We start from the raw sequence: 25627 nt of genomic DNA, 5'->3' as shown, positions 1-25627 counted from the left end.
GCTCCATTAAGCGATCTCGCCCCACAGACGCAGGCGCGACACGCCGCCGTCCGGAAAGATATTGAAACGCACGTGCGTGACCGGCCCCAGCGACGCAAGGCCGTCCGCGAGGGTGTGGACGTGGTCCATTTGCAGCTTCTGTTCGCCGAGCAGCACCGGCCAGAACATCGCCTGCGTGACGAGCGAGTCGTCCGTGCCGCCCGTGACCGACGCCGCCTGCAGCGAACAGCGGTCGGGGAAATTCCCCTTGAAATGCGCGGTGTCCACTTCGACCTTGCGGATCACGCCCGGTCGCGCCAGCGCAACGATCGCCCAATCGTTGCCCGGCTCGCGGCGGCGTCGCGTTTCCCAGCCGTCGCCCATGTTGACGCCGCGGCCCGGCATCAGCATCTGCGAAGCCGGTCCAAAGTGCTGGTTATTCGCGGCGACGAGGTACGCGCCGTTTTCGATCGCGGCGAGATCCAGCAGCGTGCCGCGCTCGACTCGCTCCCAGTCGCGCTTCGGTTGGCCGTACACGCGTAGCCGCGCGAGGCCGCCGTCCGGATACAGATTCACACGCAGATGAGTAAACGCACGCGCGTCGTTCACTTCGACGTAGTGGTGCTGGTTGCCCTGCAGCGTGGTGGCCGGCACGAGCGTTTGCCAGTCGGCATTGTCGGGCGGCACGTCGCCGTCCGCATAACAGGCGTCGATCGACGCGGCGGGCGGGAAATTGCCGGTGAAGTGGCTCGTATCCATGTCGACGCCGTACACGACGCCCGGCCGCGCGAGCCGGATCACGCAATGGTCGTGACCGGTGGTGCGTTTGCGGCGGGTTTCCCAGCCGTCCATCCACTTGCCATGGTCGTCGTATTTGCCGGGGATGAAGACCGCCGGCTGCGGTTCGAGCATGCGTTCCTTCGGCGCGAAGAATTCGTCGCTGGCGAAGAGCGCCTTCGCGCCCAGACGCGGGTCGGCGAGGTTCATGTAGCGGCGCGTGAAGGCAGGAGCGTTGGGGTCGAGGATCGGATTGGCCATAGTCTCGGTCAGGCTGCGGAAAGATGAAGGACAAGCGGCGGAGTCACGGTATCCGCCGCTGTGGAAAGCGCGCGCGTCGGCGCGCGAAATCTCGGTTCAGATAGCGGATCTGTCGCGTGTGTCGGGCAGCTCGCGTCAGATCGCCTGGGCGTGTTCGCCAGCGATCGGCTCGGCGCCCGCGTCATCCCCCGCCGGCACGTAACGCAAGGCCGCGTCGCGGTTCAGCACGCGATGAGCGCGCGCCCGGTCGATGTCGTTTTCCCATACGGCCACCACCACCGTCGCGACGCAGTTGCCGATCAGGTTGGTCAATGCGCGGGCAATGCCGACGAACCAGTCCACCGGCAGGATCAGCACAAGCCCGAGCACGGGAATCGCCGGAATCGCGGACAAGGTCGCCGCCAGAATCACGATGGCCGAGCCGGGAATACCGTGCGCGCCCTTCGACGTCACGAGCGACACCAGCACCACCACGATCAGGTCGTGCATCGACAACGGCGTGTTGGTGGCCTGTGCGATGAAGATCACCGCCAGGGTCAGATAGATCGAAAAACCGTCGAGATTGAATGAATAGCCGGTCGGAATCACGAGGCCGACGGTCGAATCCTTCACGCCCATCCATTCGAGCTTGCGCATGATCTGCGGCAGCACGGCGTCCGACGATGCCGTACCGAGCACGATCGACAGTTCCTCGCGCAGATAGCGAATCAGCTTGAAGAGGCTGAAGCCGGCGAGCCGCATCACGACACCCAGCACCACCGCGACGAACACGAAACAGCTCGCGTAGAACACGAGCACCAGCATGCCGAGCTGCTTGAGCGACTCGACGCCGTAGGTGCCGGTCGTGAATGCAATCGCACCGAGCACGCCGAGCGGCGCAAGTTTGATGATGAAGCCCATTACGCGGAAAAACACCTGCGACAGTTCGTCGATCAGGCTGCTCACGCGCTGCGCCTTCTTGCCGAGCAGCGACAGCGCCGAGCCGAACAACACCGAAAACACCAGAATCTGCAGAATGTCGCCGGTCGCGAATGCGTTGATCGCCGTGTCGGGAATGATTTTCAGCAGGAAGCCGGCAGTGTCTTTCAGGCTCTTCGCGTGCGCGGTGTAGGTGGCGAGCGAGGCCGGATCGAGTGAACGTAGATCGATGTTCATGCCGACGCCGGGTCGCGTGACGTAGGCGAGCACCGCGCCGATCACGAGCGCGATCGTCGTCATGATTTCGAAGTAGACCACCGCCTTCAGCCCGACGCGCCCGACCTTGCGCAGATCGCCGGCATGCGCCATGCCGCTCACCACCACGCAGAACACGATCGGACCGATCACCATCTTGATCAGCTTGAGAAAGCCGTCGCCGAGTGGCCGCAGCGATTGCGCGAAATGCGGATAAACCGCGCCGATCACAATGCCCGCCACCAGCGCTATGACGACCCGGCCAAACAGCGAATTGAAAAATTTCAACACGGCTTCCTCCTGGTTTCGATCTTACCTGTTCAGACTGGTCCGACCAGTGCTGTTATGGCCAATAGTAGGAAGCCGATATACTGGCGTCAAGGATTCATAGAACAGTGTTTACCCGTTGTTTTTCCAGCCGTTTCGGGTCGGGTCACCATTCTCGTCCGCGTGACGGCGCACGTGTTCAGACAGCGTATTACAATGCTGGTCAGACCGCGCCACCCTGTGAGCCACGATGAAAAACGTTCCGCATACCGTCACCGATGCCGCCATCGCGACCATCCGCGAACGGATCGAAGCGGGCGACTATCCGGTGGGCAGTCTGCTGCCGGCGCAACGTCAACTTTCCGAAGAACTGTCGATCAGCCGCGCGTCGCTGCGCGAGGCGCTCTCCACGCTCGAGGCGCTCGGTCTGCTGGTGATCCGGCCCGGCAAGGGCGTGTATGTGGAAAGCGCGCAGGCCGCGGCTGCGCAATCGTGGCGTTTCGCCGAGCAGTCGTCGCTGCCGGACACTTATCAGATGCGCTTCGCGCTGGAAGGCTTCGTCGCGCGCATGGCGGCGCTCGCCGTGAGCGACGCCGACCTCGCCTGGTTCGAGAACAACATCACGGAGATGCAAACCGCGCTCGCCTGCGACGAACTCGACGAAGCCGCGCGCCTCGACTACGCGTTCCACATGCGGATCGTGAGCATTGCCGGCAATGCGGCAATCGAATCGATCCTGCAAAGCAGCGCGGAAATCATGAAGGAAAGCCAGCGGATGCCGTTTTACCGGCGGGAGCTGGTGCTATCCACGTACACCGAGCATCGCGCGATTCTGGACGCGCTCAGCGCCCGCGACTCCGCGGCGGCGGGCAAGGCGATCGAAACCCACATCTCGAACGCGGCGCAACGCGCCGGCGTTCATTTCCCCACGCCGCAGATGTAAAAAAGCCGCTCCGAGGAGCGGCTTTTTTTGCCCTTGCCTTGCCTTGCCCTGCCGTGCCGCCCGAGACCGGCTTCACAGCGCAGAGCGCACGAGGGAGGCGCGATAACTTACTTCGCGTTGGCGAGCGCCACAGCCGTGTCCAGCATGCGGTTCGAGAAACCCCACTCGTTGTCGTACCAGCTCGACACCTTCACCAGACGGCCCGACACCTTGGTCAGCGTCGAGTCGAACGTCGACGAAGCCGGGTTGTGGTTGAAGTCGATCGACACGAGCGGTGCATCGTTGTAGCCGAGGATGCCCTTCAGCGCGCCTTCCGACGCTTCCTTCATGATCGCGTTGACTTCTTCGACCGTCGTGTCGCGCGCGGCGATGAACGACAGATCGACGACCGACACGTTGATCGTCGGGACACGAATCGCGTAGCCGTCCAGCTTGCCGTTCAGTTCCGGCAGCACGAGACCGACCGCCGAAGCCGCGCCGGTCTTGGTCGGGATCTGGCTGTGCGTCGCCGAGCGCGCGCGGCGCAGATCTTCGTGGTACACGTCGGTCAGAACCTGGTCGTTCGTGTAGGCGTGGATCGTCGTCATCAGGCCGTTCACGAGGCCGATCTTGTCGTTCAGCGGCTTGACGAGCGGTGCCAGGCAGTTCGTCGTGCACGATGCGTTCGAGATCACCGTGTCCGATGCCTTCAGCACGTTGTGGTTCACGCCGTAGACGATCGTTGCGTCGACGTCCTTGCCGCCCGGCGCCGAGATGATGACCTTCTTTGCGCCGCCCTTGATGTGCGCGCTAGCCTTTTCCTTGGTCGTGAAAAAGCCCGTGCATTCCATCACGACATCGACGTTCAGCTCGCCCCACGGCAGTTCGGCCGGGTTGCGGTTGGCCAGCACGCGGATCTTGTCGCCGTTGACGACCAGGTAGTCGCCGTCCACCGATACTTCGCCCGGAAACTTGCCGTGCGCCGTGTCGTATTGCGTCAGGTGAGCGTTGGTCTTGGCATCGCCGAGATCATTGATGGCGACGATTTCGATATCGTGCTTCTTGCCGTTTTCATAGAAGGCGCGCAGGGTATTGCGGCCGATCCGGCCGTAGCCGTTGATTGCGACGCGAATCGTCATGGTCTATCTCCTGATGGCTGAAAAAATACGTCTCGTTCGTCTGACAGGCTGCGTTGCCGCACGTTCGCACGCCATGCGGCAACGCCTGCTCCATATCAGCCGAGTGCGGCTTTAGCCGTCTCTACCACGTGCTCGACGGTGAAGCCAAAATGCTTGAACAGCACGCCAGCCGGGGCCGATTCGCCGAACGTGTCGATCCCGACCACGCCGCCTTCCAGACCCACGTACTTGCGCCAGAAATCCGTCACGCCCGCTTCGACCGCGACGCGGCGCACGCCGTGCGGCAGCACGCGCTCGCGGTACTCGGCGTCCTGCTTGTCGAACACCGTGGTCGACGGCATCGACACGACGCGCGCCGCGATGCCTTCGCGTGCCAGCGGCTCGATTGCGTTCAGCGCCAGCTCGACTTCCGAGCCGGTGGCAATCAGGATGATCTTGCGCGCGACGATCTCGTCGTTCCAGTCGCGCAGCACGTAGCCGCCCTTCTCGATGTTGGCGATCTGCGCGTCCGTGCGTTCCGAGAACGCCAGGTTCTGACGGCTGAAGATCAGGCACGACGGGCCGTGATGTTCGACCGCGTGGGTCCAGGCCACCGCCGTTTCGACGGTGTCGGCCGGGCGCCACACTTGCAGGTTCGGAATCAGGCGCAGGCTCGCGACGTGTTCGATCGACTGGTGGGTCGGGCCGTCTTCGCCCAGACCGATCGAGTCGTGCGTGAACACGAAAATGGACGGCGCTTTCATCAGCGCGGCAACGCGCAGCGCGTTGCGGCTGTAGTCCGAGAACGTCAGGAACGTGCCGCCGAACGCCTTGAAGCCGCCATGCAGCGCAACGCCGTTGATCGCGGCGCTCATGCCGAATTCGCGCACGCCGTAGTTCACGTAGTTGCCGGCAGCCTTGCCTTCCGCATTCACGCGCACCGGCTTCGCGGCCTTCCAGTTGGTCAGGTTCGAGCCGGTCAGGTCGGCGGAACCGCCGAGCAGTTCGGGCAGCACGACCGACAAACCTTCGATGGCCTGCTGCGATGCCTTACGCGTCGCGATGGTTTCCGCGCGCTCGTTCGCGCCGGCGATGATCGCCTTCGCTTTTTCTTTCCAGTCCGCCGGCAGTTGCTTCGCGTCACGGCGCTTGAATTCGGCCGCTTCCTGCGGGTATTTGGCCGCGTAGGCCGCAAATGCCTTGTCCCATTCGCCTTCGACGTGCGCGCCGGCTTCCTTCGCATCCCACGCCGCGTAGACTTCCTGCGGAATCACGAACGGCTCCCACTTCCAGCCGATCGCTTCGCGCGTGGCCGCGACTTCCTTGTCGCCGAGCGCCGAGCCGTGCGAATCATGGCTGCCGGCCTTGTTCGGCGAGCCTTCGCCGATCACGGTCTTGCAGCAGATCAGCGTCGGCTTGTCGGACAGCTTGGCCTGCTTGATCGCGGCGTCCACTGCGTCGACGTCGTGGCCGACCACGTTCGGGATCACGTTCCAGCCGTACGCTGCGAAGCGCTTGGGCGTGTCGTCGTGGAACCAATGCACCACTTCGCCGTCGATCGAGATGCCGTTGTCGTCGTAGAACGCGATCAGCTTGTTCAGCTTCAGCACGCCGGCCAGCGAACACGCTTCGTGCGAGATGCCTTCCATCAGGCAGCCGTCGCCGACGAACACATACGTGTGGTGATCGACGATCTTCGCGTCGGGCTTGTTGAATTCGGTGGCGAGCAGCGACTCGGCGAGCGCCATGCCGACCGCGTTCGCGAGACCCTGGCCGAGCGGGCCGGTGGTGGTTTCAACGCCCGGCGTGATGCCGTATTCCGGGTGGCCCGGCGTCTTCGAATGCATCTGGCGGAAGTTCTTCAGCTCTTCCATCGGCAGATCGTAGCCGGTCAGGTGCAGCAGCGAGTACAGCAACATCGAGCCGTGGCCGTTCGACAGCACGAAACGGTCGCGGTCAGCCCACTGCGGGTTCTTCGGGTTGTGACGCAGATGACGCGACCACAAAGCCACGCCGACTTCGGCCATGCCCATCGGCATGCCCGGGTGACCGGAATTCGCTTTTTGAACGGCGTCCATGGACAACGCGCGGATTGCGTTGGCCATCAAAGAGGTGGGTGCGGGAGACGAGGTCGTCATGTCGAGTCCGGAGACAGAGTCAGAAAGCGGTGCGCGCTTGAGGACCGGGAGCTCGAATGCCAGTTCGCTTCGGCGCACGATGCGGCGCCAGGAGCGCGAAACGGGCAGAGCAAACGGACAAGGCTGAAAGCGAGACATTCTAACAGAACGTTGCCCCGCCTCCGGCCCGGAAAGCCGCCTGGCTGTGAGTTTCACCGCACATACCGGGCTCTCGGCGCGCTTCGCGCTTTACAATCGGACAACCCGACCCACTGCGCTCCCGCTGGAGCCCCGACATTCGTGAGCGCTCCGCTGCTGTTCCAACCGAGTCCCGACGCCGTCTACGGATTTCCGCATGCGCGGCTCGTCGCGCGCGTCGATTCGCCCTATCAGCGCATCGAGGTGTGGGACACGCCGCAGCTCGGCCGGCTTTTCACGCTCGACGGTCGCCCGATGACGTCCACCGGCGACGAGTTCATCTACCACGAGTGCATGACGCATCCGATCGCGCTCGCGCATCCGGCGCCGCGCGCGGCGCTGGTGCTGGGCGGCGGCGACGGCGGCGCCGCGCGGCAGTTGCTGGCGCATCCGGACATCGAACGCATCGTGGTAGCGGAGCTGGATGCGGAAGTGGTCCGTCTGAGCCGCGAGCATTTGCCCGAGGTGCACGGCGGCGCACTCGACGATCCGCGTGTCGAACTGGTGGTCGGCGACGCCGCGCGGTATGTCGCGGCAGCGGCGTCGGCGCAGTTCGACCTGGTGGTGTTCGATCTGACGCCGCCGGATTCGCCCGCCGCCGGCCTGTACACGCCCGCCTTCTACGCGCAACTCAAGCGGACGATGCGTACGCCCGCCGCACTCTCGCTCCATCTCGGCTCGCCCTATTTCCACGCTCGACGCATCGCCGGCCTGCTCGACGATCTGCGCGCCGCCTTCAGCGCCGTCCGCACGATGAACACCTTCGTCCCGCTCTACGGCTCGCTGTGGATGATGGCGACCGCCAGCGACACGCTCGATCCCGCCGAACTCGCCGCCGACACGCTGACGGAGCGCGTCGCCGCTCGGCGTATCGGATCGCTGAAACACTACGATCCGTCCATGCATGCGGGACTCTTCTCGGCGTCCCGCTCTGTGCGCGATAAACTAGGCCAATTCTTAAAGCCATTAAGCTAACGTGTGGGCACAATGCCCGGTTGGGTCGGATCGCGTCTCGATACATCGTTAGGTGCACCCGTCTGAATCCGCAGCATGCGTCCCGCAAACCTTCAAGATCCGGAGAAGTCCATGACCGCCCCCCGCCCAGCCGGTGTGCCCTGGTTGACCCCCTATCTGACGGTACGCGACGCGCGTGCCGCGACTGCGTTTTTCTCTGCGGCATTCGGCTTCGAAGTTCGCGACAGTGTTCAGGACGACGGTGTCGTCATGCACGTCGAAATGACCTATCAAGGCCAGTTGATCGTGATGTTCGCGCCGGAAGGCGCGTTCGGCTCGGCTGCGAAAACACCCAAAAGCGCGGGCGCAATCGCCCCGCAATCGTTCTATGTCTATGTCGACGATGTCGACGCGGTTTATGCGCGGGCACTGGCTGCCGGTGCAAAATCGCTGAGCGAGCCGCAAGATCAATTCTGGGGCGACCGGTTCGCTCAGGTCGAAGATCTGGACGGCTACCGCTGGGCGCTCGCTCGCCACCTTTCCTGAGCTAATGAGTATTTTTTTGATGCCCCGCTTTTTCGTCGGTACGGCGCTAAACCCCAACGACATCATGCCGCTTCCCGATGACGTCGTGCGCCATGTTCTGGTGCTGCGTTTGCAGCCCGGTGATTCGATCGTGCTTTTCAACGGCGAGGGCGGCGAGTACAGCGCCGAGCTCGTCGAGATAGAACGCCGCTCGGCCAAAGTCAGAATTCACGAGTTCCGCCCGATCGAGGTCGAGGCGCCCTATCACCTCACGCTCGCGCAAGGCATTGCCAGTGGCGACAAGATGGACTGGCTGATCGAAAAGGCGGTCGAACTCGGCGCTTCGTGCTTCATGCCGCTGACCACCACACGCAGTGTCGTGCGGCTTTCCGGCGAGCGGGCACAGCGCCGGCATGCGCATTGGCAAGGCATCGTGCGCGCGTCGTGCGAACAATGCGGGCGCAACCGCCTGCCGGAAGTCATGCCGGTGCGCGAGATCGCCACCTGGCTGGGCGCGCTGTCCCGCGAACCCGGCGAAGGCGAATTGCGCATTCTGCTATCGCCGCGCGCCAGCATCAGTTTTTCGGCGCTGCCGGCCACACCTCCGACCGGCCGCGTGACCGTGCTGGTCGGCCCCGAAGGCGGTTTTTCCGCTGCCGAAGAAGCAGCGGCCACCGAGCACGGATTTACCGCGGTCGGCCTCGGACCACGCGTACTGCGCACCGAGACCGCGGGGATAGCGGTGCTTTCCGCGCTGGCGGCTCGCTGGGGTGGTTGGTAAGCAGTTGCACAACAGCCACGCGTAGGCGCAAGCAAGCCCCGCCAAAAGCAAAAGGCCCGCCGATTGGCGGGCCTTTTGCTCTTTCTCACTGCGGCGTCTACCGCGACTCGTAATGCCCAGTCAGGCAAAATTCAGGCGAACGAGTAAAACACGCGGAACGCCACCTTGCGCTCGGCCCAGAATTCGGCCGCCTCACGGAACACGTCCAGTAGGGTCTCGCGCCCTTCCTTGTCGAACTTCTGCGCGACCGGCAACTGTTCGAGCACGATCACAAAGCCCGGCTGCGCGCCGGCCTTATGGACGAGGTCGGTCAGGCAATCGTAGAGCGCGTCGTAGTTCTTGCCAAAATGCTTCGGGAACAGGAACGAGGTGGCGATGGTCTCGAGCACTTCCTGCTTGGACAGCGCGTTGGCGCAATACGCGTACAGAAAGTGCTGACCGAGTTGGCCGGCCTCGTCGGCGAGATCCTGCACGCGGAACGCGCGGATCGACTGCACGATGTTCGGTCGCACGGTCTTGAAAAGACTCATGGGCTCCTCGTTCGATGAAACCACGGCGCCTGCTTCGCCCTGGTTGTCGCGGCCCTGATCGCCGGCGCGCATCTTCATGACGCGTTGGAACAAATTGCCGTCGCCGGCCGCGAAAAGATCCGTCGCGACTCCGGTGTCGTGCGCGTAGACGTTGTCGCTCATACCGTTCATCCCGATGTCATTCAACAATACGATTAAAACTGGTGTAGTGGTCGTCCGAGTAGTAACAATTATCGGTTCGCTGTAGCGGACCACCGCAGACGATGCGAAGCGCCCCGCGATTACGCGCGCGAGGCGTGGGGACGGTGTATTCGTGGTAATAGCCGCGCCGATGGGCCGGCAGCAACCTTTCGCGATTGCCGAATACGATGCCGTCCTTCTCATACGGGTAAGGCCCGCCCGCGGCAATCAAGTTCAATGTATTGACCGCTTCGCGCGGCAACTGCGCCAGCGCGACCGTACCCACCCCTTGTGCGTTCGCATCGGCGGGCGCCGTGTAGTCGCGTGCAAACGCGCCAGGCACGGAGCCAGATAACGCGCACAGCGTAAGAACAACGGTCAGCACGCTTTTGATGCGCAGCCACTTGCGTGCCATGTATCAGGGTTCCCCGCTGTTAGATCACGAGTTTGACGACCATGAAAGTCGTAAGGGTATCGCTAATGGCCTTTGGAATCAACGTTCGACGGGTAGCCTAAGCGTTCTCGATCGTGTGGAAAAGGCCGCAGTCGGGCCTTTGACGATTTTTGACAGAGTGTTTAGCCTAATCGGACTAAACTTAGCCTGACTGTGCAAATTGAAGGGAAATTCGGGCTAATCAGCAGGTCGCCTGGATGCGCCTTCATGCCGTGGCGAGCGCTGCGGCGCCGGCAGTCGTTGTGAAGGTGGAATGTGCTCATTGCCGTTTTTTGGGTGGCAATCCCCTGCTTGCCCTGAGGCGTGCCCATTGCGGGCACGCCGTTTTTTTGCATGGCACCCGACCATCCGGCGCCATGCATCAGCCGAACGGATCAGCGGGCAGCGATCACGTCCGCCACCAGCAGCGCCGTCATATTGACGATCCGGCGCACCGTCGCCGACGGCGTCAGCACGTGCACCGGCTGGGCCGCGCCCAACAGCATCGGGCCAATCGCGATGTTGTTGCCGGCCGCCGTCTTCAGCAGGTTGTACGAGATGTTGGCCGCGTCGATGTTCGGCAGCACCAGCAGGTTCGCGTCACCTTCGAGCGTCGAATCGGGCAGCACTTCGCGGCGCAGATTCGCGTCGAGCGCGACGTCGCCGTGCATCTCGCCATCCACCTGCAGTTCCGGCGCGCGTTCCCGCAGGATCTCCAGCGTGTCGCGCATCTTCTGCGCGGTCGGCGCGTTGCTCGAACCGAAGTTCGAGTGCGAGACCAGTGCGACCTTCGGCTCGATACCGAAACGGCGTACTTCGTCGGCGGCCATGATCGTGATTTCGGCGAGCTGCTCCGGCGTCGGATCGACGTTCACATGCGTATCGACCAGGAAAATCTGGCGATTCGGCAACACGAGCGCGTTCATCGCCGCGTAGACCTTGGCGCCTGCCTTCTTGCCGATCACCTGATCGATGAAGTGCAGATGCCGGTGCGTCGTGCTGACGGTGCCACAGATCATCCCGTCCGCTTCGCCCTTTTTCACCAGCATCGCGCCGATCAGCGTGGTGCGGCGACGCATCTCGAGCTTCGCCATTTGCGGCGTGATGCCCTTGCGCGACATCATTTTCGCGTATTCCTGCCAGAAATCGCGGTAACGCTCGTCATGATCGGTGTTCACGACCGTGTAGTCCTGACCCGCGACGAGGCGCAGACCGTAACGCGCAATGCGCTGCTCGATCACCGCCGGACGGCCGATCAGAATCGGCTTTGCCAGCTTTTCGTCGACGATGATCTGCATCGCGCGCAGCACGCGCTCTTCTTCGCCTTCCGCGAACACGATGCGCTTCTTCTCCGGCTCGACGCTGCGCGCGAGCTGGAAAATCGGCTTCATGGTCGTTCCGCTGTGATACACGAACTGCTGCAGATGCTGTTCGTACGCATCCATGTCCTCGATCGGACGCTCGGCGACGCCGCAATCCATCGCAGCCTTCGCCACCGCCGGCGCGACCTTGACGATCAGACGCGGGTCGAACGGCTTCGGAATCAGATATTCCGGGCCGAACGACAGATCCTGAATGCCATAGGCCGTCGCGACGATGTCGCTCTGCTCCTGGCGCGCCAGTTCGGCGATCGCGTTGACCGCGGCAATTTCCATTTCCCGCGTGACTGTCGTCGCGCCGGCATCCAGTGCGCCGCGGAACAGGAACGGGAACACCAGCACGTTGTTCACCTGGTTCGGGTAATCGGTGCGGCCCGTGCACAGCACGGCGTCCGGGCGCACTTCGAGTGCCAGTTCCGGCAGGATTTCCGGTGTCGGATTGGCCAGCGCCAGAATCAGCGGCTTGTCGGCCATCTGCTTGACCATGTCCTGCTTGAGCACGCCGCCGGCCGACAGGCCGAGGAACACGTCCGCGCCGCCGATCGCTTCGGCGAGCGTGCGGGCGTCGGTTTCACGCGCAAAGCGCTCCTTGTCCGGGTCCATCAGTTCGACGCGACCCTTGTAGACCACACCGGCCAGGTCGGTCACGGTAATGTTTTCGAGCGGCAGGCCGATGTCGACCAGCAGATCCAGACAGGCCAGCGCAGCCGCGCCCGCGCCGGAGGACACCAGCTTGACGTTCTTGATGTCCTTGCCGACCACCTTCAGACCGTTGGTGATGGCCGCCGCAACGACGATCGCGGTGCCGTGCTGGTCGTCGTGGAAGACCGGAATCTTCATGCGCTTGCGGCACTCGCGCTCGACGATGAAGCAGTCCGGCGCCTTGATGTCTTCCAGGTTGATGCCGCCGAAAGTCGGCTCCAGCGCGGCGATCACGTCGACCAGCTTGTGCGGGTCCGACTCGTTCAGCTCGATATCGAACACGTCGATGCCGGCGAACTTCTTGAACAGAACGGCCTTGCCTTCCATGACCGGCTTCGACGCGAGCGGCCCGATGTTGCCCAGACCCAGCACCGCGGTACCGTTCGTGACGACGCCGACCAGGTTGCTGCGCGCGGTGAAACGCGCGGCGTTCAGCGGGTTTTCGACGATTTCCTCGCACGCGAACGCGACGCCAGGCGAATACGCCAGCGCGAGGTCGCGCTGGTTGATCATCTGCTTGGTCGGGGCGATGGCGATCTTCCCGGGGGTCGGGAACTCGTGGTAATCGAGTGCGGCTTCGCGGAGTTTGCTATTGACGGGATTCGACATAAGGCGGGCTTCGAAGTGCGGATTAGAATAGACGTTCGACGGCATTGTAGCCCCAATTGCCTACGCGATTCCTTCAATACGGGTACAACTGCCGCGACTTAAACGGCGCGAACGGACGGGCCGCCATGCGCCGCCCAAGAGCGACCCGAAGCGGTGCGGCCGGGGAATCCGGCGCCGATCGCGTAGCGACTTCGTACAATGCGCGCCGTTAGCCGCAGTTCGCGGCACTTATCCCGTTCACCATTGGCCAATATGCTCTCCGAGTTTTCGCTGATCGACCGTTTCTTTGCCCGCCGGGCCGCCGCCGCTCGACCGTCCGACGCCGCCGCCGGCGCGCTCGGCATCGGGGACGACTGCGCCCTGCTCGCGCCGCGCGCGGGCGAAATGCTGGCGATATCGACGGATATGCTGGTAGAAGGCCGCCACTTCCTCGCCGATGTCGATCCCGAAGCGCTCGGTCACAAGACACTCGCGGTGAATCTGTCGGACCTCGCCGCGATGGGCGCGCAGCCGCAGGCGTTCACGCTGGCGTTCTCGTTGCCGAAAGCGGACGAAGCCTGGCTCGCCGCGTTCAGCGAAGGACTATTCGCGCTGGCCGGGCGCTACGGCTGCGAACTGATCGGCGGCGACACGACGGGCGGCCCGCTGAATCTGTGCGTGACCGTGTTCGGCAGCGTGCCGCCGCGAGCGGCGCTGCGTCGCGACGCCGCCCAGCCGGGCGACGACATCTGGATTTCCGGCACCCTCGGCGACGCGCGCGCCGGCCTCGGCGTGCTACGCGGCGAGTGGTCGGCCGATGCCGACGACACTGCGACGTTTCGTCGCGCCCTCGAACGGCCGGAGCCGCGTGTACCGCTCGGGCTGGCGCTGCGCGGCATCGCGCATGCGGCGTTGGACCTGTCGGACGGCCTCGCGGGCGATCTGCTGCACATCCTCGAACGCTCGCGCATGCACGCCACGGTCGATGCCGACGCCGTGCCGCGCTCCGCCGCGCTGCGCCGCCTCGCGCCCGACATTCAACGACGCTGCACACTCGCCGGCGGCGACGACTACGAACTGTGCTTCACCGCACCGGCCACGGCGCGCGCCGCGGTCGAAGCGGCCGGACGCGGGGCGGCCGTACCGGTCACCCGCGTCGGTACAATAAGCGCACTCCCGGCGGCAGACGACCGCCCCGCCATCGACTGGCGCGATGCCGCCGGCGCGCCACTCACCCTGACGTTGCAAGGCTTCGATCACTTCCATGCAGACTGACCCCCCGCTCCGCCCCGCCGACGATCTCATCGGCGGCGAGCCGCCCCAGACGCCGCAACCTCGTGCGCCACGGCCTCAGCCGCGCCGCGCCACCGCGCGTTTCATGCTCTCGCATCCGTTGCACCTGCTCTCGCTGGGGTTCGGCAGCGGCTTGTCGCCGGTGGCGCCGGGCACGATCGGCACGCTGTTCGCGTGGGCGTCGTTCGCCGTGCTGAGCCGCTATCTGACCGTGATCGAGTGGGGCGTGCTGATCGGCGTGGGCTTCATCGGCGGCATTGCGATTTGCGGTTTTACCGCCAGGCGGCTCGGCATCGACGATCCGTCGCCGGTCGTGTGGGATGAAATCATCGCCTTCTGGCTGGTGCTGCTGATGGTCACGCCGGCCACGCTGACCGGCCAGCTGTGGGCATTCATCGTGTTCCGCTTCTTCGACATGGTGAAGCCGCCGCCCATCAGTTATTTCGACCGCCGTCTGAAAGGCGGCTTTGGCATCATGTTCGATGACCTGGTCGCCGCTTTTTTCACGTTGCTCGTGATTGCGCTCTGGCGCATGTCGGTGTAACCGCCACCCGGCAATCGCCGCCTGCCGTGCCTGATCGCCGGCTCCCGTTTTCCGGATTGACGCCATGCCTACCGATTCCGTCGTTCACCAGCTCGCGATTCGCGTGAGCAACCGTCTGCGCGACGAACGCCTGATGCTCGTCACCGCCGAGTCCTGCACGGGCGGCATGGTGGCGACCGCCATTACCGACATTTCCGGCAGCAGCGGCTGGTTCGAGCGCGGCTTCGTCACGTATTCGAATCAGGCGAAGAGCGAGATGATCGGCGTGCCCGGCGATCTGATCGACAAGCACGGCGCGGTCAGTGAGCCGGTGGCGCGCGCAATGGCCGAGGGCGCGCTGCGCAACAGCCGCGCGCAGGTGTCGCTGTCGATCACCGGCGTCGCCGGACCGGGCGGCGGCACCGAGACCAAGCCGGTCGGCATGGTGTCGTTCGGCTGGAGCAACCGGCTGCATACGTCGGTGGAAACGAAGATCTTCAAGGGCGACCGCGAACAGATCCGCGTGCAGGCCGCGGCGCATGCGCTGCGCGGCGTGCTCGCGCTGCTCGACGAGCGCGAACATTGACCCTCGTTCGACAGGCGGGAACGATGCCGGATTCGCACGCAAGCAGGGACGAACTGATCCGCCGCTTCGATCTGAAGCCGCATCCGGAAGGCGGTTTTTTTAACGAGACGTATCGGTCGGCGCAGCGTGTGATTCGCGACGGCGGTTCAACGCAGAATCGCTCGGCGTCGACCGCGATCTACTACCTGCTCTGCGACGGCGCGCATTCGGCGTGGCATCGGATCAGGTCCGACGAAGTCTGGCACTTCTATGCGGGCGAGCCGTTGAATGTCCACGTGCTCGATGCGAGCGGCACGCTGGTCACGCATAAGCTGGGCAATGCGCTGACGCATCGCGACGCCGTGTTTCAGGCAGTGGTGCCGGCGGGCCTCTGGTTCGCGGCGGAATGCGCCGATCCGGCGACGTTCGCGCTGGTGGGTTGCACGGTCGCCCCGGGATTCGAATTCAGCGAGTTTGAGATCGCGGATATGGATGCGCTGAAGGCGGAGCATCCACAGCATGCGGGGTTGATTGCGCGGCTGGGACCGGTGCGTTGAGCAGAGCTTTCGGTGGTTAGCCGCGGTGCTTGGCTAGCCAGCCGGTCGGCCAGGTCTTGTGAACCTCGTCCAACTCCCATCAGGCACAACGGTCTGAACGGTTCCGAACCGATCTTCTGAAACCGGCCCGCACCCGGGCCGTTCAAACTGCCGGCCATTACTGCGTGGCCGGCGTCGCCGGCTTCACCAGCCACGGCTTCCCGCGCTTACCGGAACGCGTTGATCCGGTCACGCGTTTCCATCGCGGCCTTCGCGGCGGCTTGCGCGAAATCGTCGCCCTTGCCCGCGTAGATGATCGCGCGCGACGAGTTGATCAGCATGCCCGTGCCGTTCGCGGTGCGCCCGGCGTTGACGGTCGCCTCGACATCGCCGCCTTGCGCGCCGATGCCCGGAATCAGCAACGGCATATCGCCGACGATCCCCCGCACTACTTCGATTTCCTTCGGGAACGTCGCGCCGACCACCAGCGCCAGTTGGCCGCTCGCGTTCCACTTGTCCGCCGCCAGTTGCGCGACGACCTGGTACAGCGGACGGCCGCCCGTCTCCAGGAATTGCAGATCGGAGCCGCCCGCATTCGACGTGCGGCACAGCACGATCACGCCCTTGCCTTCGTGCTCCAGATACGGCTGGATCGAGTCGAAACCCATGTACGGATTCACCGTCACCGCGTCCGCCTGGTAGCGCTCGAACGCTTCGAGCGCGTACTGTTCGGCGGTGCTGCCGATGTCGCCGCGCTTCGCGTCCAGAATCACCGGCAGGCCGGGATGGTTCGCGTGAATGTGGGCGATCAGTTGTTCGAGCTGGTCTTCCGCGCGATGCGCGGCGAAGTAGGCGATCTGCGGCTTGAACGACGACGCGTACGGCGCGGTCGCATCGACGATCGTGCGGCAGAAATCGAAAATCGCATCGGACCGGCCGGCGAGCGCGCCGGGAAATTTGCTCGGCTCGGGATCGAGGCCGACGCACAGCAGTGAGTTGGTGCGCTGCCAGGCGTCGTTGAGTGTCTGGATGAAATGGGACATGGTGGGTCTCGCGGCGAGCCGGTAATCGGAAGAGGCGGGTATTTTACCTGTCCTGCGCGGCGGCCCGCGCCCAAACGTCGCCCGCCGCCCCGCCCCACGACTTACTGCCGCCGCGCCCCGCGCGCGCCGGGCATCGAACGCAGCCCGGTACGTTCGACGGTAAACCGGAACGTCCGCGTCAGCCGCTCGCCGCGCGCGAGCAGCGTCATGCCGTTTTCAGATGCGCCGCCGGCCAGATTCATCGCGTTGATCGGATGATCGACGGGCTCGAAGCAGAAAAACTCTTCACCGGGCGGCGTGTACAGCACGTAGTAATCGGTATCGGCGGCGATGTTCAACGACAGACGGCGCTTCGGCCACACCACCGCCGCCTGGCCGCTCCAGCCGGTAAAAGCATGGTTGACGATGGTCTCCGGCAACGGATACGCGACGCCGAATTGCCACGCGGGCGGCGCCGGCACATGGCGCATCGGCAGCCAGTCTTCACCGGAGAGCCACAGACCGCCGGCCGCCGCCGACAGCTCGGTGTCCGCATCGCGCACGAAGAACGGATGCAAACCCAGCCCGAACGGCAGCGCGTCGCGCCCGGCGTTTTCGATCTCCAGCGTGACGACGAGCGTCGGGCCGTCCAGCGTATAGGTTTGCGCCGCGCGGTACGCGTACGGCTTGCCGTCATGCCGATCGAGCGTCAGGCGCACGTTTTCGCGATCCGACTCCACCACCTGCCACGCCGAGAGCCAGCCGTCGCCGTGAATCGGCAACGGTTCGTCGGCGCGATTGCGCGGTACCTCGACGCGCCGCCCCGCCACGTTGAAATGCCCGCCGCCGATCCGGTTCGAATACGGCAGCAGCGGATAGCAGGCAAGCTGGTTCGGCTGCGTGTCGGCACCGACGTGGCGGCAGCGCCGGAAAATCGGCGTGAGCGCACCGTCGTTGCGCCAGTCGAAACGGGTGACGCCGCCGCCGAGCGTCGGCGCGACGTCGAGCCGCAAATGCGCGTTGGCGAGCGTGATGCACGCGACATCGCCGGCGCTGCCTTCGCCGACCGCCACCGCCGACGTGCTCGGCCCGGCCAGCACCGGATTGGCGGCCGCGGCGAGGCGCGAGCGCCGGCTCTGCGAGGTCGATGCAGAAGCGGACGTAGAAGCGGAAGCGGACGAAGAAGCGGAAGAAGAAGCGAGCGAAGAAACGGGTGAGGAAGCGGAAACAAGATTCGCAACAGTCATATCTGGCTCCATCGAGAGGCGAGGGACGTTGCCGTCATTGCTGACGGATGCTGTAGGGCGACTTTCTGGAACGGGTCGCCTCTGGGTCCAACTGCATGCTGCCGATTTGCTGCCACTGGAATTGCGACATTACCTTCTGGTTCACTTTCAAAAACATGGCGAGACGTGCCCGCAGTGCGGCCCCGCGAACGGTGCTGCCTCATTCTGCGCTAGGCGGGCGCGCCCTGGAACTCCGGCTCGGGCAAACCGTGCCGTTCGACCGGCGCGACGAACACGCCGCCCGCCCGAGTATCGGCCGCAAGCGCGGCGGCGTCGAGGTCGGCGCGCGCGCTCGTCATGTACAGCGTGTCGAGTTCGGGACCGCCGAGCGCGACGCAACTCGGCTGCGCGGTCGGCACGTCGACGCGCTCGGTTTCCACACCGTCGGGACCGTAGCGCACTACGCTCGCGCCTGCCCACTGCGCGTTCCACAGCCCGCCGTCGCGATCGACGGTCGAGCCGTCCGGCTCCACGCCCGCGTCGGTCACGCGCGCAAACAGCCGATCGTTGGCGACACTGCCGTCCGCGCGATAGTCACACGAGCGGATTTCCGGCACCTTCGAATCACAGTAGTACATCGTCGCGCCGTCGGGACTGAACGCGATGCTGTTCGAGATGGCCGGCGCAGGCAACGGCAGGCGCTCCAGCGACAGATCGTGATTAAGCCGGTAAAAGCCGGCGACCGGTTGCGCCAGCCCGCTTTCGTCTTTCGTGCCGAACACGAAGCGCCCCTGACGGTCGCAACGGCCGTCGTTCACGCGCGTGTTCAAGCCGGGTTCGACGTCGACGATGCGCTGCGTCTTGCCCGTCGTCAGATCGAAAAACGCCAGATGCGTGGCGAGACCGAGCAGCAGGTAGCGGGGATTCGCACACAGCGCGAACGTCGCGAGCCGCTCGGGCATCGGCCAGAACGTGCTGCCGCCGTCGCGCGGATCGTAGCGCCACAGGCGCGCGCCTTCGATATCGGTCCAGTAGAAGCGGCCGGTTCTCGCGCACCACGTCGCGGCTTCGCCGAGCGTGCATTGCGTGTCGATCAGCAACGACGCGCGCGACGCAGCGGCGTGCGACGGCATGTCAGCGCTCACGCCCAGCCTCCATCGACGACGATGTCCTGCGCGGTGATCATCTTGCTGTCGTCGGCGGCAAGGAACAGCGCCATGCGCGCGAGGTCGGACGGCTCAAGCTCGGCGTCGATGCACTGCCCTTCCTTGATCTGGCGGCGGCCGGTGTCGTCGAGCCACAAGCGCTTCTGCTTCTCCGTCATCACCCAGCCCGGCACCAGCGTATTGACGCGAATGTTGAAGTGTCCGAGGTCGCGCGCGAGACCGCGCGTCAAACCCTGCACCGCCGACTTCGACATCACGTACACCGGATAGCCACCGTTCTTCAACATCCAGCTGATCGAGCCGAGGTTGATGATCGAGCCGCTGTTGGCCGCCTTCATATCTTCCATCACGGCCTGGGCCGCGAAGAACTGGTGGCGGATATTCACCGCGATGCCCGCGTCGAAAAACTCGCGCGACACTTCGCCGATCGTGTGGCGCTTGTCGTTCGCCGCGTTGTTGACCAGCACCTGGATGGGCCCGAGCGAGGCCTTCACATCGGCGATCGCTTTCTGCAGCGCGTCGATGTCGGTCAGATCGCACGTCAGGAACAGCGGCTTGTGCTTCGAATCGCCGAGTTCGTCGGCGAGCGCTTCACCGGCGCTCGCGTCGATATCGAAGAACGCGACGCGTGCGCCTTGCGCCGCGAAATGCTCGACGAACGATGCGCCGATACCGGTCGCGCCGCCCGTGATCAACACCGTACGGTCGACGAGACTCGGATAGCGCGCGAACGCGCTGTCCGCGAGACGGGCATTTGCATTGGCCGGAGACGACATCGTTCGATTCCTTTGAGAGCTGATTGGATAAGTGACGGGTTCAGTCGCGGGTTCAGTCGCGCGAGCCGCGATTCTTCAACTGGTCGAGCAGCACGGCGGCGAGCAGAATCGCGCCACGCACGAGGTACTGATAGAACGCGTCGATGTTCATCAGGTTCATCACGTTCTCGACGGTGCCCATGATCAGCACGCCGATCACGACGCCGGAAATCGTCGCGCGCCCACCGAGCAGCGACACGCCGCCCAGCACGCACGCCGAGATCACGTTCAGCTCGAAGCCTTCCGCGGCATTCGGCTGACCCGACGTGATGCGCGACGCCAGAATCACACCGGCCAGCGCGGTCACCGCACCTTGAATCAGGAAGATGTAGACGCGCGTGCGTTCGACATTGATACCCGCCAGACGCGACGCTTCCGGATTGCCGCCGATCGCGAGCGTATTGCGGCCGTACACGGTCTGGTTGAGCATCACGCCGAACACGATGAAGCACAGCAGCGTGACCCAGATTGGCAGCGACACGCCGAAGAAGCTCAAGCCGCCCAGCTCGATGAATGTCTCCGACGACACGCCCACGGCTTGACCGTGCGACACGATGAAGCCGAGGCCGCGGACGATTTCCATCGTCGCGAGCGTCGTGATCAGCGCGTTGATGCGCAGATACGCGATCACCGCGCCGTTGACGAAACCGATCACCGCGCCCGCCGCGACCGCCGCGATGATCGCGATAAACGTATTACCCGTGGCGTTGAGCACCATCGCGCACAACACACCGGCGAACGCGACGGTCGAGCCCACGGAGAGGTCGAAGTCGCGCGAGGCGAGACAGAACATCATCGTGCACGCGACCATGCCGATCTGCGAAATCGACAGCGCGAGGCCGAGCATGTTCTCGATCGAGAAGAAGTGATCGACGGTCAGCGACATCGTGACGAACATCACGACGAAGATCACGATCAGGCTGTACTCGGTGATCTGCTGCCACCATTTCGCCTTGTCGTTGGCTTGCGGAATCAGCGCATCGGCGGCGCTTTTGGCGGCCTGTTGCGCGAGGTTTTCTCTGGCTTGCATGTTCAATACTCCTCCCGTATCCCCACGGGTTGCCGGACTTGCGTCCAAATAAGGTTCAGGCCGCGTGCTGGGCGGCGGCTGCGGTCGTCTCAGGCAGCGCGGTCGAGCTTTGCGGCAGCGCGAGGCTCAACACCGATTGCTCCGTGGCATCCTGGCGCGCCAGTTCGCCGGAAATCCGGCCCTGACGCATCACGACGATGCGGTCGGACACGCCGAGCACTTCCGGCAATTCCGACGAAATCATCACGATCGCGCAGCCGCGTTCGGCCAGCTGATAGATCACGTTGTAGATTTCATGCTTCGCGCCGACGTCGATGCCGCGCGTCGGCTCGTCGAGAATCACGACTTTCAGATCGGGTTCGGCGAGCCAGCGCGACAGAATCGCCTTCTGCTGATTGCCGCCCGACAGGAAACGGATCTTCTGGCGGCGGCTCGGCGTCTTGATCTTCAGCAGCTTGATGAAACGGTCCGCGGTTTCCGCTTCCTTTTTGCGGTCGAGGAACATCCCCGCGCGCAGATAGTGACGTCGGCAACTGATGTTGATGTTCTCCGAGACCGTCGCCATCGCGACGATGCCCTCTTCCTTGCGGTCTTCCGGACACAGCACGATGCCGTGCCTGATCGCTTCGCCCGCGCTGCGCACCTTGATCGGCTTGCCGTCGAGCAGCAGTTCGCCGCCCTTCTTGTGATCCGCGCCGTAGACCAGATGCATCAGCTCGCTGCGGCCCGCGCCCACCAGTCCGAAGAAGCCGACGATCTCGCCGCGCCGCACTTCGAAGCTGGCCGGTTGCGCGAGCGCATGGCCTTCGATCGCTTTCGCCGCGAAGCGCACTTCGCCGAGCGGGCGCGCCGAATAATTGTAGATGTCCGAAATTTCACGCCCCACCATCTCGCTGACGATGGTGTCGCGCGACACGCCTTCGAGCGTCGGATGCGAAGCGATCTTGCGGCCGTCGCGGAAGATCGTGCAGGCGTCGCACAACTCGTAGATCTCGTCCATGCGGTGCGAGATGTAGATCATCGCCCGGTTGTCGGCGCGCAGATCGCGCACCAGCTTGAACAGCACCTCTGTCTCGCGATGCGACAGGGAACTGGTCGGCTCGTCGAGCGCGATCACCCGTGCGTTGCGCAGCAGCGCCTTGCAGATTTCGACCATCTGCCGTTGCGCGATCGAGAGCTTGCGCAGCTTCGCGTTCGGATCGAGCGCCACGCCCATTGCTTCGAGACGTTCGCGCACGAAGCGTTTGGCTTCGCGCTTGTTGACCCAGCCGAGCGAGTTCGGCAGCTGGCCGAGCAGCAGGTTTTCCGCGACCGTCAGATCGGGCACGTACTGCAGTTCCTGGTGAATCACCGCGATTCCCGCCGCGATCGACGACGCCGCGCTCGAAAAGCGCACCTCGTTGCCGTCGATCAGCACGCGGCCCGAATCGGGCTGATATTCACCGCCGAGTATCTTCAGCAGGGTCGATTTCCCTGCGCCGTTTTCGCCCATCAGGCCGTGAACCTGGCCGACGTTGACGTCGAAGGACACACCGTCGAGCGCACGCACGCCTGGAAAGACTTTGCCGATATTGTCAAAACGTAGCGTCGCTGACACTTCGCCTCCTATGTCGACCGGTGTGAGTGCTTTGGCTGTCGGCCGGCGTTCGTGCTTCAGCACTGACTCCGGTCCCATGCAAAGCTCTTACTCCGGTCCCATGTAACTTGTTGCAGTCGCCGGGCGTAGCGCTTGAGTGCTTATCCCGAACTTATGCAAGATAGTTGCCGTTTCATGTGAACCGCGCCTCGCCGTGCCTCGAACTTCGTACCTCACGGGCAGGCGCAAACATGGCTTGTCTCTACTGCTGATCTTTTATTGCTGCTGCCGGCGCGTCACGTTTCGAGCGTGACGCGCCGGCAGTTCACTTCATTGCACCGCGTGTCACAGGCTTAGTTCGACGCGAGGCCCATCTTCTGGCGCACATCGGCGACGTTCTCACGCGTGGCCAGCATGCCGGTCGTCAGCGTGAGCAGCGGCGGTTCCTTGCCTTGCGTGATCCAGTCGTACATCAGCGTCGAGGTTTCTTCGCCGTGGCGCTTCGGGCTGATGATGACCGTGCCGTAGAAGCCCGTCGGCGTCGGCTTCTTGAACTCGTTCAATGCCGAGTCCGAACCACCGATGCCGATACCGATCATGTTGTCGGCCTTGAAGCCGCGGCCTTCCGCTGCGCGCACCGCGCCGAGCACGCCTTCGTCGTTCAGCGCGTAAGCCACCCAGTGCTTGAACTGCGGGTTCTTCGTCAGTGCGATGTTGGCGGCGTTGAACGCGTTTTCCGTGTCCGTCTTCGCTTGCGGCGCGGCGATCACGTTCGCCTTCGGGAAGCCGGCGGCGACCAGTGCGTCGGTCGCGCCGCTGGTGCGGTCATGCGCGGTCGGCAGCTGTTCGTAGGTCACGTCGATCGCGCCCACGTCCTTCATGTCCCAGCCGCGCTTCTTGATTTCGGCCGCGAGACCGTCGCCGACCTGCTTGCCGATGTTGTACGCCGAGATGCCCATATGCGGCACCGATGCGATCGGCTTGCCCGCGCCGTCGACGAGGCGGTCGTCCACCGTCATCATCTTCAGCTTGTCGGCCTTCGCCTTCGCGACGATGCCCGGTCCGAGCTTGACGTCGGGCGTGCAGATCACGAAGCCTTGCGCCTTCTGTGCCGACAGGTTGTCGATTGCGCTCATCACCTTCTCGCCCGACGGCGCGCCGATCTTCACGAGCGTGAAGCCCTTCTCCTTCGCAGCGATTTCCGCGAACTTCCATTCGTCCTGGAACCACGGCTCTTCCGGCTGCTTCACGAGGAAGCCGATCTTGACCGGATCGGCCGCCTGCGCGACCGGTGCGTTGAAGAGCACACCCGTCGCCGCTGCTGCCAGCGTGAGGAAAATTCTACGTTTCATAATGCGTGTCTCCTGACTAATTGATAACGAGAAGGTAAGCGGCCGCGTCTTCTTGTACCGGTGATGACACACGCGGCCAGCGCGTCGTCCGGTGTACTTTTGCGCCCCTGCGCAAACCTGCGTACTGCAAAAATCCGTCGTGAATCAGTCGTGGTACAGCGCCGAGCGGCCGCCATCCACGGTGATGCAACTGGCGTTGATGAACGGCGCTTCGTCCGAGGCGAGAAACACCGCCGTCATCGCCACTTCTTCCGGGCGGCCGATGCGCTTCATCGGCTGCAGATCGAGCGTCGCCTGCTGCGCGGCGGCCGGGTCGGGCTGTTCGTTCCACCAGTCGTGCGTCAATTGCGTTTCGATGTACCCTGGCGCGATCGCGTTGACGCGCACGTTGCGCGGCGCGTATTCGATGCCGAGCGCGCGCGTCAGGCCGATCACGCCGTGTTTGGCCACCGGGTACGGAAAGCAGCCCGGAATGATCTTGAACGCATGCGTCGACGCGATATTCACGATGCTGCCCGCGCCGCGTTCGACCATGCCCGGCAACACCGCGCGGCAACCGTTCCACACTCCGTCGAGATCGACCGCGAAGCAGCGCCGCCAATCGTCGTCGGTCATGGTGAGCGGATCGCAAAACACGTTGATGCCCGCGTTGTTCACCAGCACGTCCACTGCGCCGAACGCCTGCTGCGCCTCGCTCACCGCCTGCTGAACCGAGGCGGACTGCGTGACGTCCGTGCGCACCGCAAGCACGCGCGCCCCGGTTTGCGCCTTGATGTGCGCCGCCGTCTGCTGGGCGGTGTCGATATCCAGTTCCGCGAGCACGACCGACGCGCCCTCCCGCGCGAACGCGAGTGCGATCGCCGCGCCGATGCCGCGTCCGGCGCCGGTCACGAGGGCGGCTTTGCCGGCGAGCCGTTTCATTTCTTCGCACCCGCGCGGGCGATGCGCAAGCCGTTGATGAACGCCTTCGCATGCGAGGCGGTCACGGCGGCGCTCTGACCCGGCTTGTACAGCGCCGAGCCGAGGCCGAAGCCGTTCGCACCGGCGCTCAGGAACGGTCCCATGTTGTCCGGCGTGATGCCGCCGACCGGCACCAGCGGCACCTGCGCCGCGATCACCGCGCGCCATGCCTTGACGACCTGGCAGCCGAGCTGTTCGGCGGGGAACATTTTGAGCACGTCCGCGCCGTTCTTCAACGCGATGAACGCTTCGGTCGGCGTGGCGACGCCCGGCGCACAGGCAAGGCCCTGCGCTTTAGCGGCGGCGACGACTTCGGGATCGCTATGCGGCATCACGATCAGCTCGCCGCCCGCCGACTTCACGTCGTTGACGAAACTCGGATGCAGCACCGTGCCCGCGCCGACGATCGCATCCGCCGGCAACACCTTGCGGATCGCGGCGATGCTGTCGAACGGCTGCGGCGAATTCAACGGCACTTCGACGATGCGAAAGCCCGCTTCGTACAGCGCCTGACCGTGATCGGCCGCGTCGGCGGGAGTCACGCCGCGCATGATCGCGATCAGCGGACAGACTTCGAACGCCGCGATCAGGCCCGCGTGCGGCATGTACGGTGCGGGCAGATTGATGTGAGGTTGCATGTCGGTTCCTTGTTTCGTAAGCGGCACGGAGATGGCCTGGC

24 protein-coding genes are annotated in these 25627 nt (G+C 64.3%); 8 read left to right on the top strand and 16 right to left on the bottom strand.

Translation table 11 applies throughout. From position 1 onward, the window contains the following. Window positions 1–6: 6 nt before the first annotated feature. Together alc and ACZ9H4_RS11380 are read right to left on the bottom strand one after the other, a co-directional pair. Window positions 7–1017 (bottom strand): allantoicase, encoded by a 1011-nt coding sequence (gene alc, locus ACZ9H4_RS11385; RefSeq protein WP_408156465.1) that lies wholly within the window; start codon window positions 1015–1017, stop codon window positions 7–9. A gap of 135 nt (window positions 1018–1152) precedes the next feature. Beyond that, complete coding sequence (locus ACZ9H4_RS11380; protein ID WP_476119073.1) at window positions 1153–2481, bottom strand: C4-dicarboxylate transporter DctA; 1329 nt, start codon at window positions 2479–2481, stop codon at window positions 1153–1155. 226 nt (window positions 2482–2707) lie between these two features. Between ACZ9H4_RS11380 and ACZ9H4_RS11375 the strand changes: the two genes are divergently transcribed. Then, complete coding sequence (locus tag ACZ9H4_RS11375) at window positions 2708–3400, top strand: FadR/GntR family transcriptional regulator (protein ID WP_408147769.1); 693 nt, start codon at window positions 2708–2710, stop codon at window positions 3398–3400. A gap of 107 nt (window positions 3401–3507) precedes the next feature. On the opposite strand, the gene gap is transcribed toward ACZ9H4_RS11375, so the two are convergent. Together gap and tkt are read right to left on the bottom strand one after the other, a co-directional pair. Further along, window positions 3508–4518, bottom strand: coding sequence for a type I glyceraldehyde-3-phosphate dehydrogenase (gene gap, locus ACZ9H4_RS11370; protein ID WP_408147768.1), 1011 nt, complete (start codon window positions 4516–4518; stop codon window positions 3508–3510). Between the two features lie 95 nt (window positions 4519–4613). Beyond that, window positions 4614–6635: a transketolase gene (tkt, locus tag ACZ9H4_RS11365; protein ID WP_476119071.1), complete on the bottom strand. Its 2022-nt coding sequence runs from the start codon at window positions 6633–6635 to the stop codon at window positions 4614–4616. A gap of 279 nt (window positions 6636–6914) precedes the next feature. Here tkt and speE point away from each other — a divergent pair, with 279 nt between their 5' ends. The 3 genes from speE to ACZ9H4_RS11350 all read left to right on the top strand — a co-directional run bounded on the left by speE (window position 6915) and on the right by ACZ9H4_RS11350 (window position 9072). Continuing rightward, the gene (speE, locus tag ACZ9H4_RS11360; protein ID WP_408147764.1) at window positions 6915–7787 is read left to right on the top strand and encodes a polyamine aminopropyltransferase; all 873 of its coding nucleotides are present in this window, start codon (window positions 6915–6917) and stop codon (window positions 7785–7787) included. A 111-nt stretch (window positions 7788–7898) separates the two neighbouring features. After that, window positions 7899–8312 carry a VOC family protein gene (locus ACZ9H4_RS11355; RefSeq protein WP_121315707.1) on the top strand — a complete coding sequence of 138 codons (414 nt, stop codon included), beginning with the start codon at window positions 7899–7901 and terminating at the stop codon, window positions 8310–8312. 19 nt (window positions 8313–8331) lie between these two features. After that, window positions 8332–9072 carry a 16S rRNA (uracil(1498)-N(3))-methyltransferase gene (locus tag ACZ9H4_RS11350; RefSeq protein WP_476119069.1) on the top strand — a complete coding sequence of 247 codons (741 nt, stop codon included), beginning with the start codon at window positions 8332–8334 and terminating at the stop codon, window positions 9070–9072. Window positions 9073–9203: 131 nt separating this feature from the next. Here ACZ9H4_RS11350 and ACZ9H4_RS11345 read toward each other — a convergent pair whose 3' ends face one another. The 3 genes from ACZ9H4_RS11345 to ACZ9H4_RS11335 all read right to left on the bottom strand — a co-directional run bounded on the left by ACZ9H4_RS11345 (window position 9204) and on the right by ACZ9H4_RS11335 (window position 12950). Next, window positions 9204–9764, bottom strand: coding sequence for a barstar family protein (locus ACZ9H4_RS11345; RefSeq protein WP_408147760.1), 561 nt, complete (start codon window positions 9762–9764; stop codon window positions 9204–9206). A 16-nt stretch (window positions 9765–9780) separates the two neighbouring features. Next, window positions 9781–10197, bottom strand: coding sequence for a ribonuclease (locus ACZ9H4_RS11340; protein ID WP_408147759.1), 417 nt, complete (start codon window positions 10195–10197; stop codon window positions 9781–9783). A gap of 413 nt (window positions 10198–10610) precedes the next feature. Continuing rightward, on the bottom strand, window positions 10611–12950 hold the full coding sequence (locus ACZ9H4_RS11335; protein WP_408147757.1) for an NADP-dependent malic enzyme: 2340 nt from the start codon (window positions 12948–12950) through the stop codon (window positions 10611–10613). Window positions 12951–13157: 207 nt separating this feature from the next. Here ACZ9H4_RS11335 and thiL point away from each other — a divergent pair, with 207 nt between their 5' ends. The 4 genes from thiL (at window position 13158) to ACZ9H4_RS11315 (ending at window position 15822) form a co-directional block, all read left to right on the top strand. Next, window positions 13158–14159, top strand: coding sequence for a thiamine-phosphate kinase (thiL, locus tag ACZ9H4_RS11330; protein WP_408147755.1), 1002 nt, complete (start codon window positions 13158–13160; stop codon window positions 14157–14159). Next, a complete protein-coding gene (locus ACZ9H4_RS11325; RefSeq protein WP_408147753.1) occupies window positions 14149–14721 on the top strand; it encodes a phosphatidylglycerophosphatase A family protein in 573 nt (190 codons plus the stop codon). Before thiL ends, ACZ9H4_RS11325 begins: the two co-directional genes overlap by 11 nt. Before the next feature lie 64 nt (window positions 14722–14785). Next, the gene (locus ACZ9H4_RS11320; protein WP_408147751.1) at window positions 14786–15286 is read left to right on the top strand and encodes a CinA family protein; all 501 of its coding nucleotides are present in this window, start codon (window positions 14786–14788) and stop codon (window positions 15284–15286) included. Window positions 15287–15309: 23 nt separating this feature from the next. Further along, entirely contained in the window at window positions 15310–15822 is a 513-nt protein-coding gene (locus ACZ9H4_RS11315; RefSeq protein ID WP_408156457.1) for a cupin domain-containing protein, read from the top strand. A gap of 206 nt (window positions 15823–16028) precedes the next feature. Here the strand turns inward: ACZ9H4_RS11315 and pyrF are convergent, their stop codons facing one another. The 9 genes from pyrF to ACZ9H4_RS11270 all read right to left on the bottom strand — a co-directional run bounded on the left by pyrF (window position 16029) and on the right by ACZ9H4_RS11270 (window position 25586). Then, window positions 16029–16844 carry an orotidine-5'-phosphate decarboxylase gene (gene pyrF / locus ACZ9H4_RS11310; protein ID WP_476119066.1) on the bottom strand — a complete coding sequence of 272 codons (816 nt, stop codon included), beginning with the start codon at window positions 16842–16844 and terminating at the stop codon, window positions 16029–16031. A 101-nt stretch (window positions 16845–16945) separates the two neighbouring features. Next, on the bottom strand, window positions 16946–18070 hold the full coding sequence (locus tag ACZ9H4_RS11305; RefSeq protein WP_408147745.1) for an aldose 1-epimerase: 1125 nt from the start codon (window positions 18068–18070) through the stop codon (window positions 16946–16948). A 209-nt stretch (window positions 18071–18279) separates the two neighbouring features. Beyond that, the gene (locus ACZ9H4_RS11300; protein ID WP_408147884.1) at window positions 18280–19182 is read right to left on the bottom strand and encodes an SMP-30/gluconolactonase/LRE family protein; all 903 of its coding nucleotides are present in this window, start codon (window positions 19180–19182) and stop codon (window positions 18280–18282) included. An 8-nt stretch (window positions 19183–19190) separates the two neighbouring features. After that, window positions 19191–19991, bottom strand: coding sequence for an SDR family NAD(P)-dependent oxidoreductase (locus ACZ9H4_RS11295; RefSeq protein ID WP_408156455.1), 801 nt, complete (start codon window positions 19989–19991; stop codon window positions 19191–19193). A gap of 52 nt (window positions 19992–20043) precedes the next feature. Next, window positions 20044–21060: an L-arabinose ABC transporter permease AraH gene (gene araH / locus ACZ9H4_RS11290; RefSeq protein WP_408147741.1), complete on the bottom strand. Its 1017-nt coding sequence runs from the start codon at window positions 21058–21060 to the stop codon at window positions 20044–20046. Window positions 21061–21115: 55 nt separating this feature from the next. Then, window positions 21116–22657, bottom strand: a complete 1542-nt coding sequence (araG, locus tag ACZ9H4_RS11285; RefSeq protein WP_408147739.1) for an L-arabinose ABC transporter ATP-binding protein AraG — start codon at window positions 22655–22657, stop codon at window positions 21116–21118. Window positions 22658–22989: 332 nt separating this feature from the next. Beyond that, window positions 22990–23988 (bottom strand): arabinose ABC transporter substrate-binding protein, encoded by a 999-nt coding sequence (locus ACZ9H4_RS11280; RefSeq protein ID WP_168667246.1) that lies wholly within the window; start codon window positions 23986–23988, stop codon window positions 22990–22992. A gap of 144 nt (window positions 23989–24132) precedes the next feature. Then, window positions 24133–24909, bottom strand: a complete 777-nt coding sequence (locus tag ACZ9H4_RS11275; RefSeq protein WP_408149754.1) for an SDR family oxidoreductase — start codon at window positions 24907–24909, stop codon at window positions 24133–24135. Then, window positions 24906–25586, bottom strand: a complete 681-nt coding sequence (locus ACZ9H4_RS11270; protein ID WP_121315721.1) for a 2-dehydro-3-deoxy-6-phosphogalactonate aldolase — start codon at window positions 25584–25586, stop codon at window positions 24906–24908. The genes ACZ9H4_RS11275 and ACZ9H4_RS11270 overlap by 4 nt, the downstream gene beginning before the upstream one ends. Window positions 25587–25627: the final 41 nt, after the last annotated feature.

The sequence above is a fragment of the Paraburkholderia sp. TE9906 genome (assembly GCF_056279605.1).
Note: the sequence above shows the minus strand (reverse complement) of the source record. Positions and strands in the feature narration are given on the sequence as shown.

What these genes read in the sequence shown, in the direction of transcription:
- thiL (WP_408147755.1), top strand. Translation starts at nt 13,158, where the DNA reads ATGCTCTCCGAGTTTTCGCTGATCGACCGTTTCTTTGCCCGCCGGGCC.
- ACZ9H4_RS11320 (WP_408147751.1), top strand. Translation starts at nt 14,786, where the DNA reads ATGCCTACCGATTCCGTCGTTCACCAGCTCGCGATTCGCGTGAGCAAC.
- ACZ9H4_RS11345 (WP_408147760.1), bottom strand. Translation starts at nt 9,764, where the DNA reads ATGAGCGACAACGTCTACGCGCACGACACCGGAGTCGCGACGGATCTT.
- ACZ9H4_RS11375 (WP_408147769.1), top strand. Translation starts at nt 2,708, where the DNA reads ATGAAAAACGTTCCGCATACCGTCACCGATGCCGCCATCGCGACCATC.
- gap (WP_408147768.1), bottom strand. Translation starts at nt 4,518, where the DNA reads ATGACGATTCGCGTCGCAATCAACGGCTACGGCCGGATCGGCCGCAAT.
- ACZ9H4_RS11270 (WP_121315721.1), bottom strand. Translation starts at nt 25,586, where the DNA reads ATGCAACCTCACATCAATCTGCCCGCACCGTACATGCCGCACGCGGGC.
- pyrF (WP_476119066.1), bottom strand. Translation starts at nt 16,844, where the DNA reads ATGTCCCATTTCATCCAGACACTCAACGACGCCTGGCAGCGCACCAAC.
- araH (WP_408147741.1), bottom strand. Translation starts at nt 21,060, where the DNA reads ATGCAAGCCAGAGAAAACCTCGCGCAACAGGCCGCCAAAAGCGCCGCC.
- ACZ9H4_RS11300 (WP_408147884.1), bottom strand. Translation starts at nt 19,182, where the DNA reads ATGCCGTCGCACGCCGCTGCGTCGCGCGCGTCGTTGCTGATCGACACG.
- ACZ9H4_RS11325 (WP_408147753.1), top strand. Translation starts at nt 14,149, where the DNA reads ATGCAGACTGACCCCCCGCTCCGCCCCGCCGACGATCTCATCGGCGGC.
- alc (WP_408156465.1), bottom strand. Translation starts at nt 1,017, where the DNA reads ATGGCCAATCCGATCCTCGACCCCAACGCTCCTGCCTTCACGCGCCGC.
- ACZ9H4_RS11295 (WP_408156455.1), bottom strand. Translation starts at nt 19,991, where the DNA reads ATGTCGTCTCCGGCCAATGCAAATGCCCGTCTCGCGGACAGCGCGTTC.
- tkt (WP_476119071.1), bottom strand. Translation starts at nt 6,635, where the DNA reads ATGACGACCTCGTCTCCCGCACCCACCTCTTTGATGGCCAACGCAATC.
- ACZ9H4_RS11355 (WP_121315707.1), top strand. Translation starts at nt 7,899, where the DNA reads ATGACCGCCCCCCGCCCAGCCGGTGTGCCCTGGTTGACCCCCTATCTG.
- ACZ9H4_RS11335 (WP_408147757.1), bottom strand. Translation starts at nt 12,950, where the DNA reads ATGCCGTCGAACGTCTATTCTAATCCGCACTTCGAAGCCCGCCTTATG.
- ACZ9H4_RS11350 (WP_476119069.1), top strand. Translation starts at nt 8,332, where the DNA reads ATGCCCCGCTTTTTCGTCGGTACGGCGCTAAACCCCAACGACATCATG.
- ACZ9H4_RS11315 (WP_408156457.1), top strand. Translation starts at nt 15,310, where the DNA reads ATGCCGGATTCGCACGCAAGCAGGGACGAACTGATCCGCCGCTTCGAT.
- ACZ9H4_RS11275 (WP_408149754.1), bottom strand. Translation starts at nt 24,909, where the DNA reads ATGAAACGGCTCGCCGGCAAAGCCGCCCTCGTGACCGGCGCCGGACGC.
- ACZ9H4_RS11305 (WP_408147745.1), bottom strand. Translation starts at nt 18,070, where the DNA reads ATGACTGTTGCGAATCTTGTTTCCGCTTCCTCACCCGTTTCTTCGCTC.
- ACZ9H4_RS11280 (WP_168667246.1), bottom strand. Translation starts at nt 23,988, where the DNA reads ATGAAACGTAGAATTTTCCTCACGCTGGCAGCAGCGGCGACGGGTGTG.
- ACZ9H4_RS11340 (WP_408147759.1), bottom strand. Translation starts at nt 10,197, where the DNA reads ATGGCACGCAAGTGGCTGCGCATCAAAAGCGTGCTGACCGTTGTTCTT.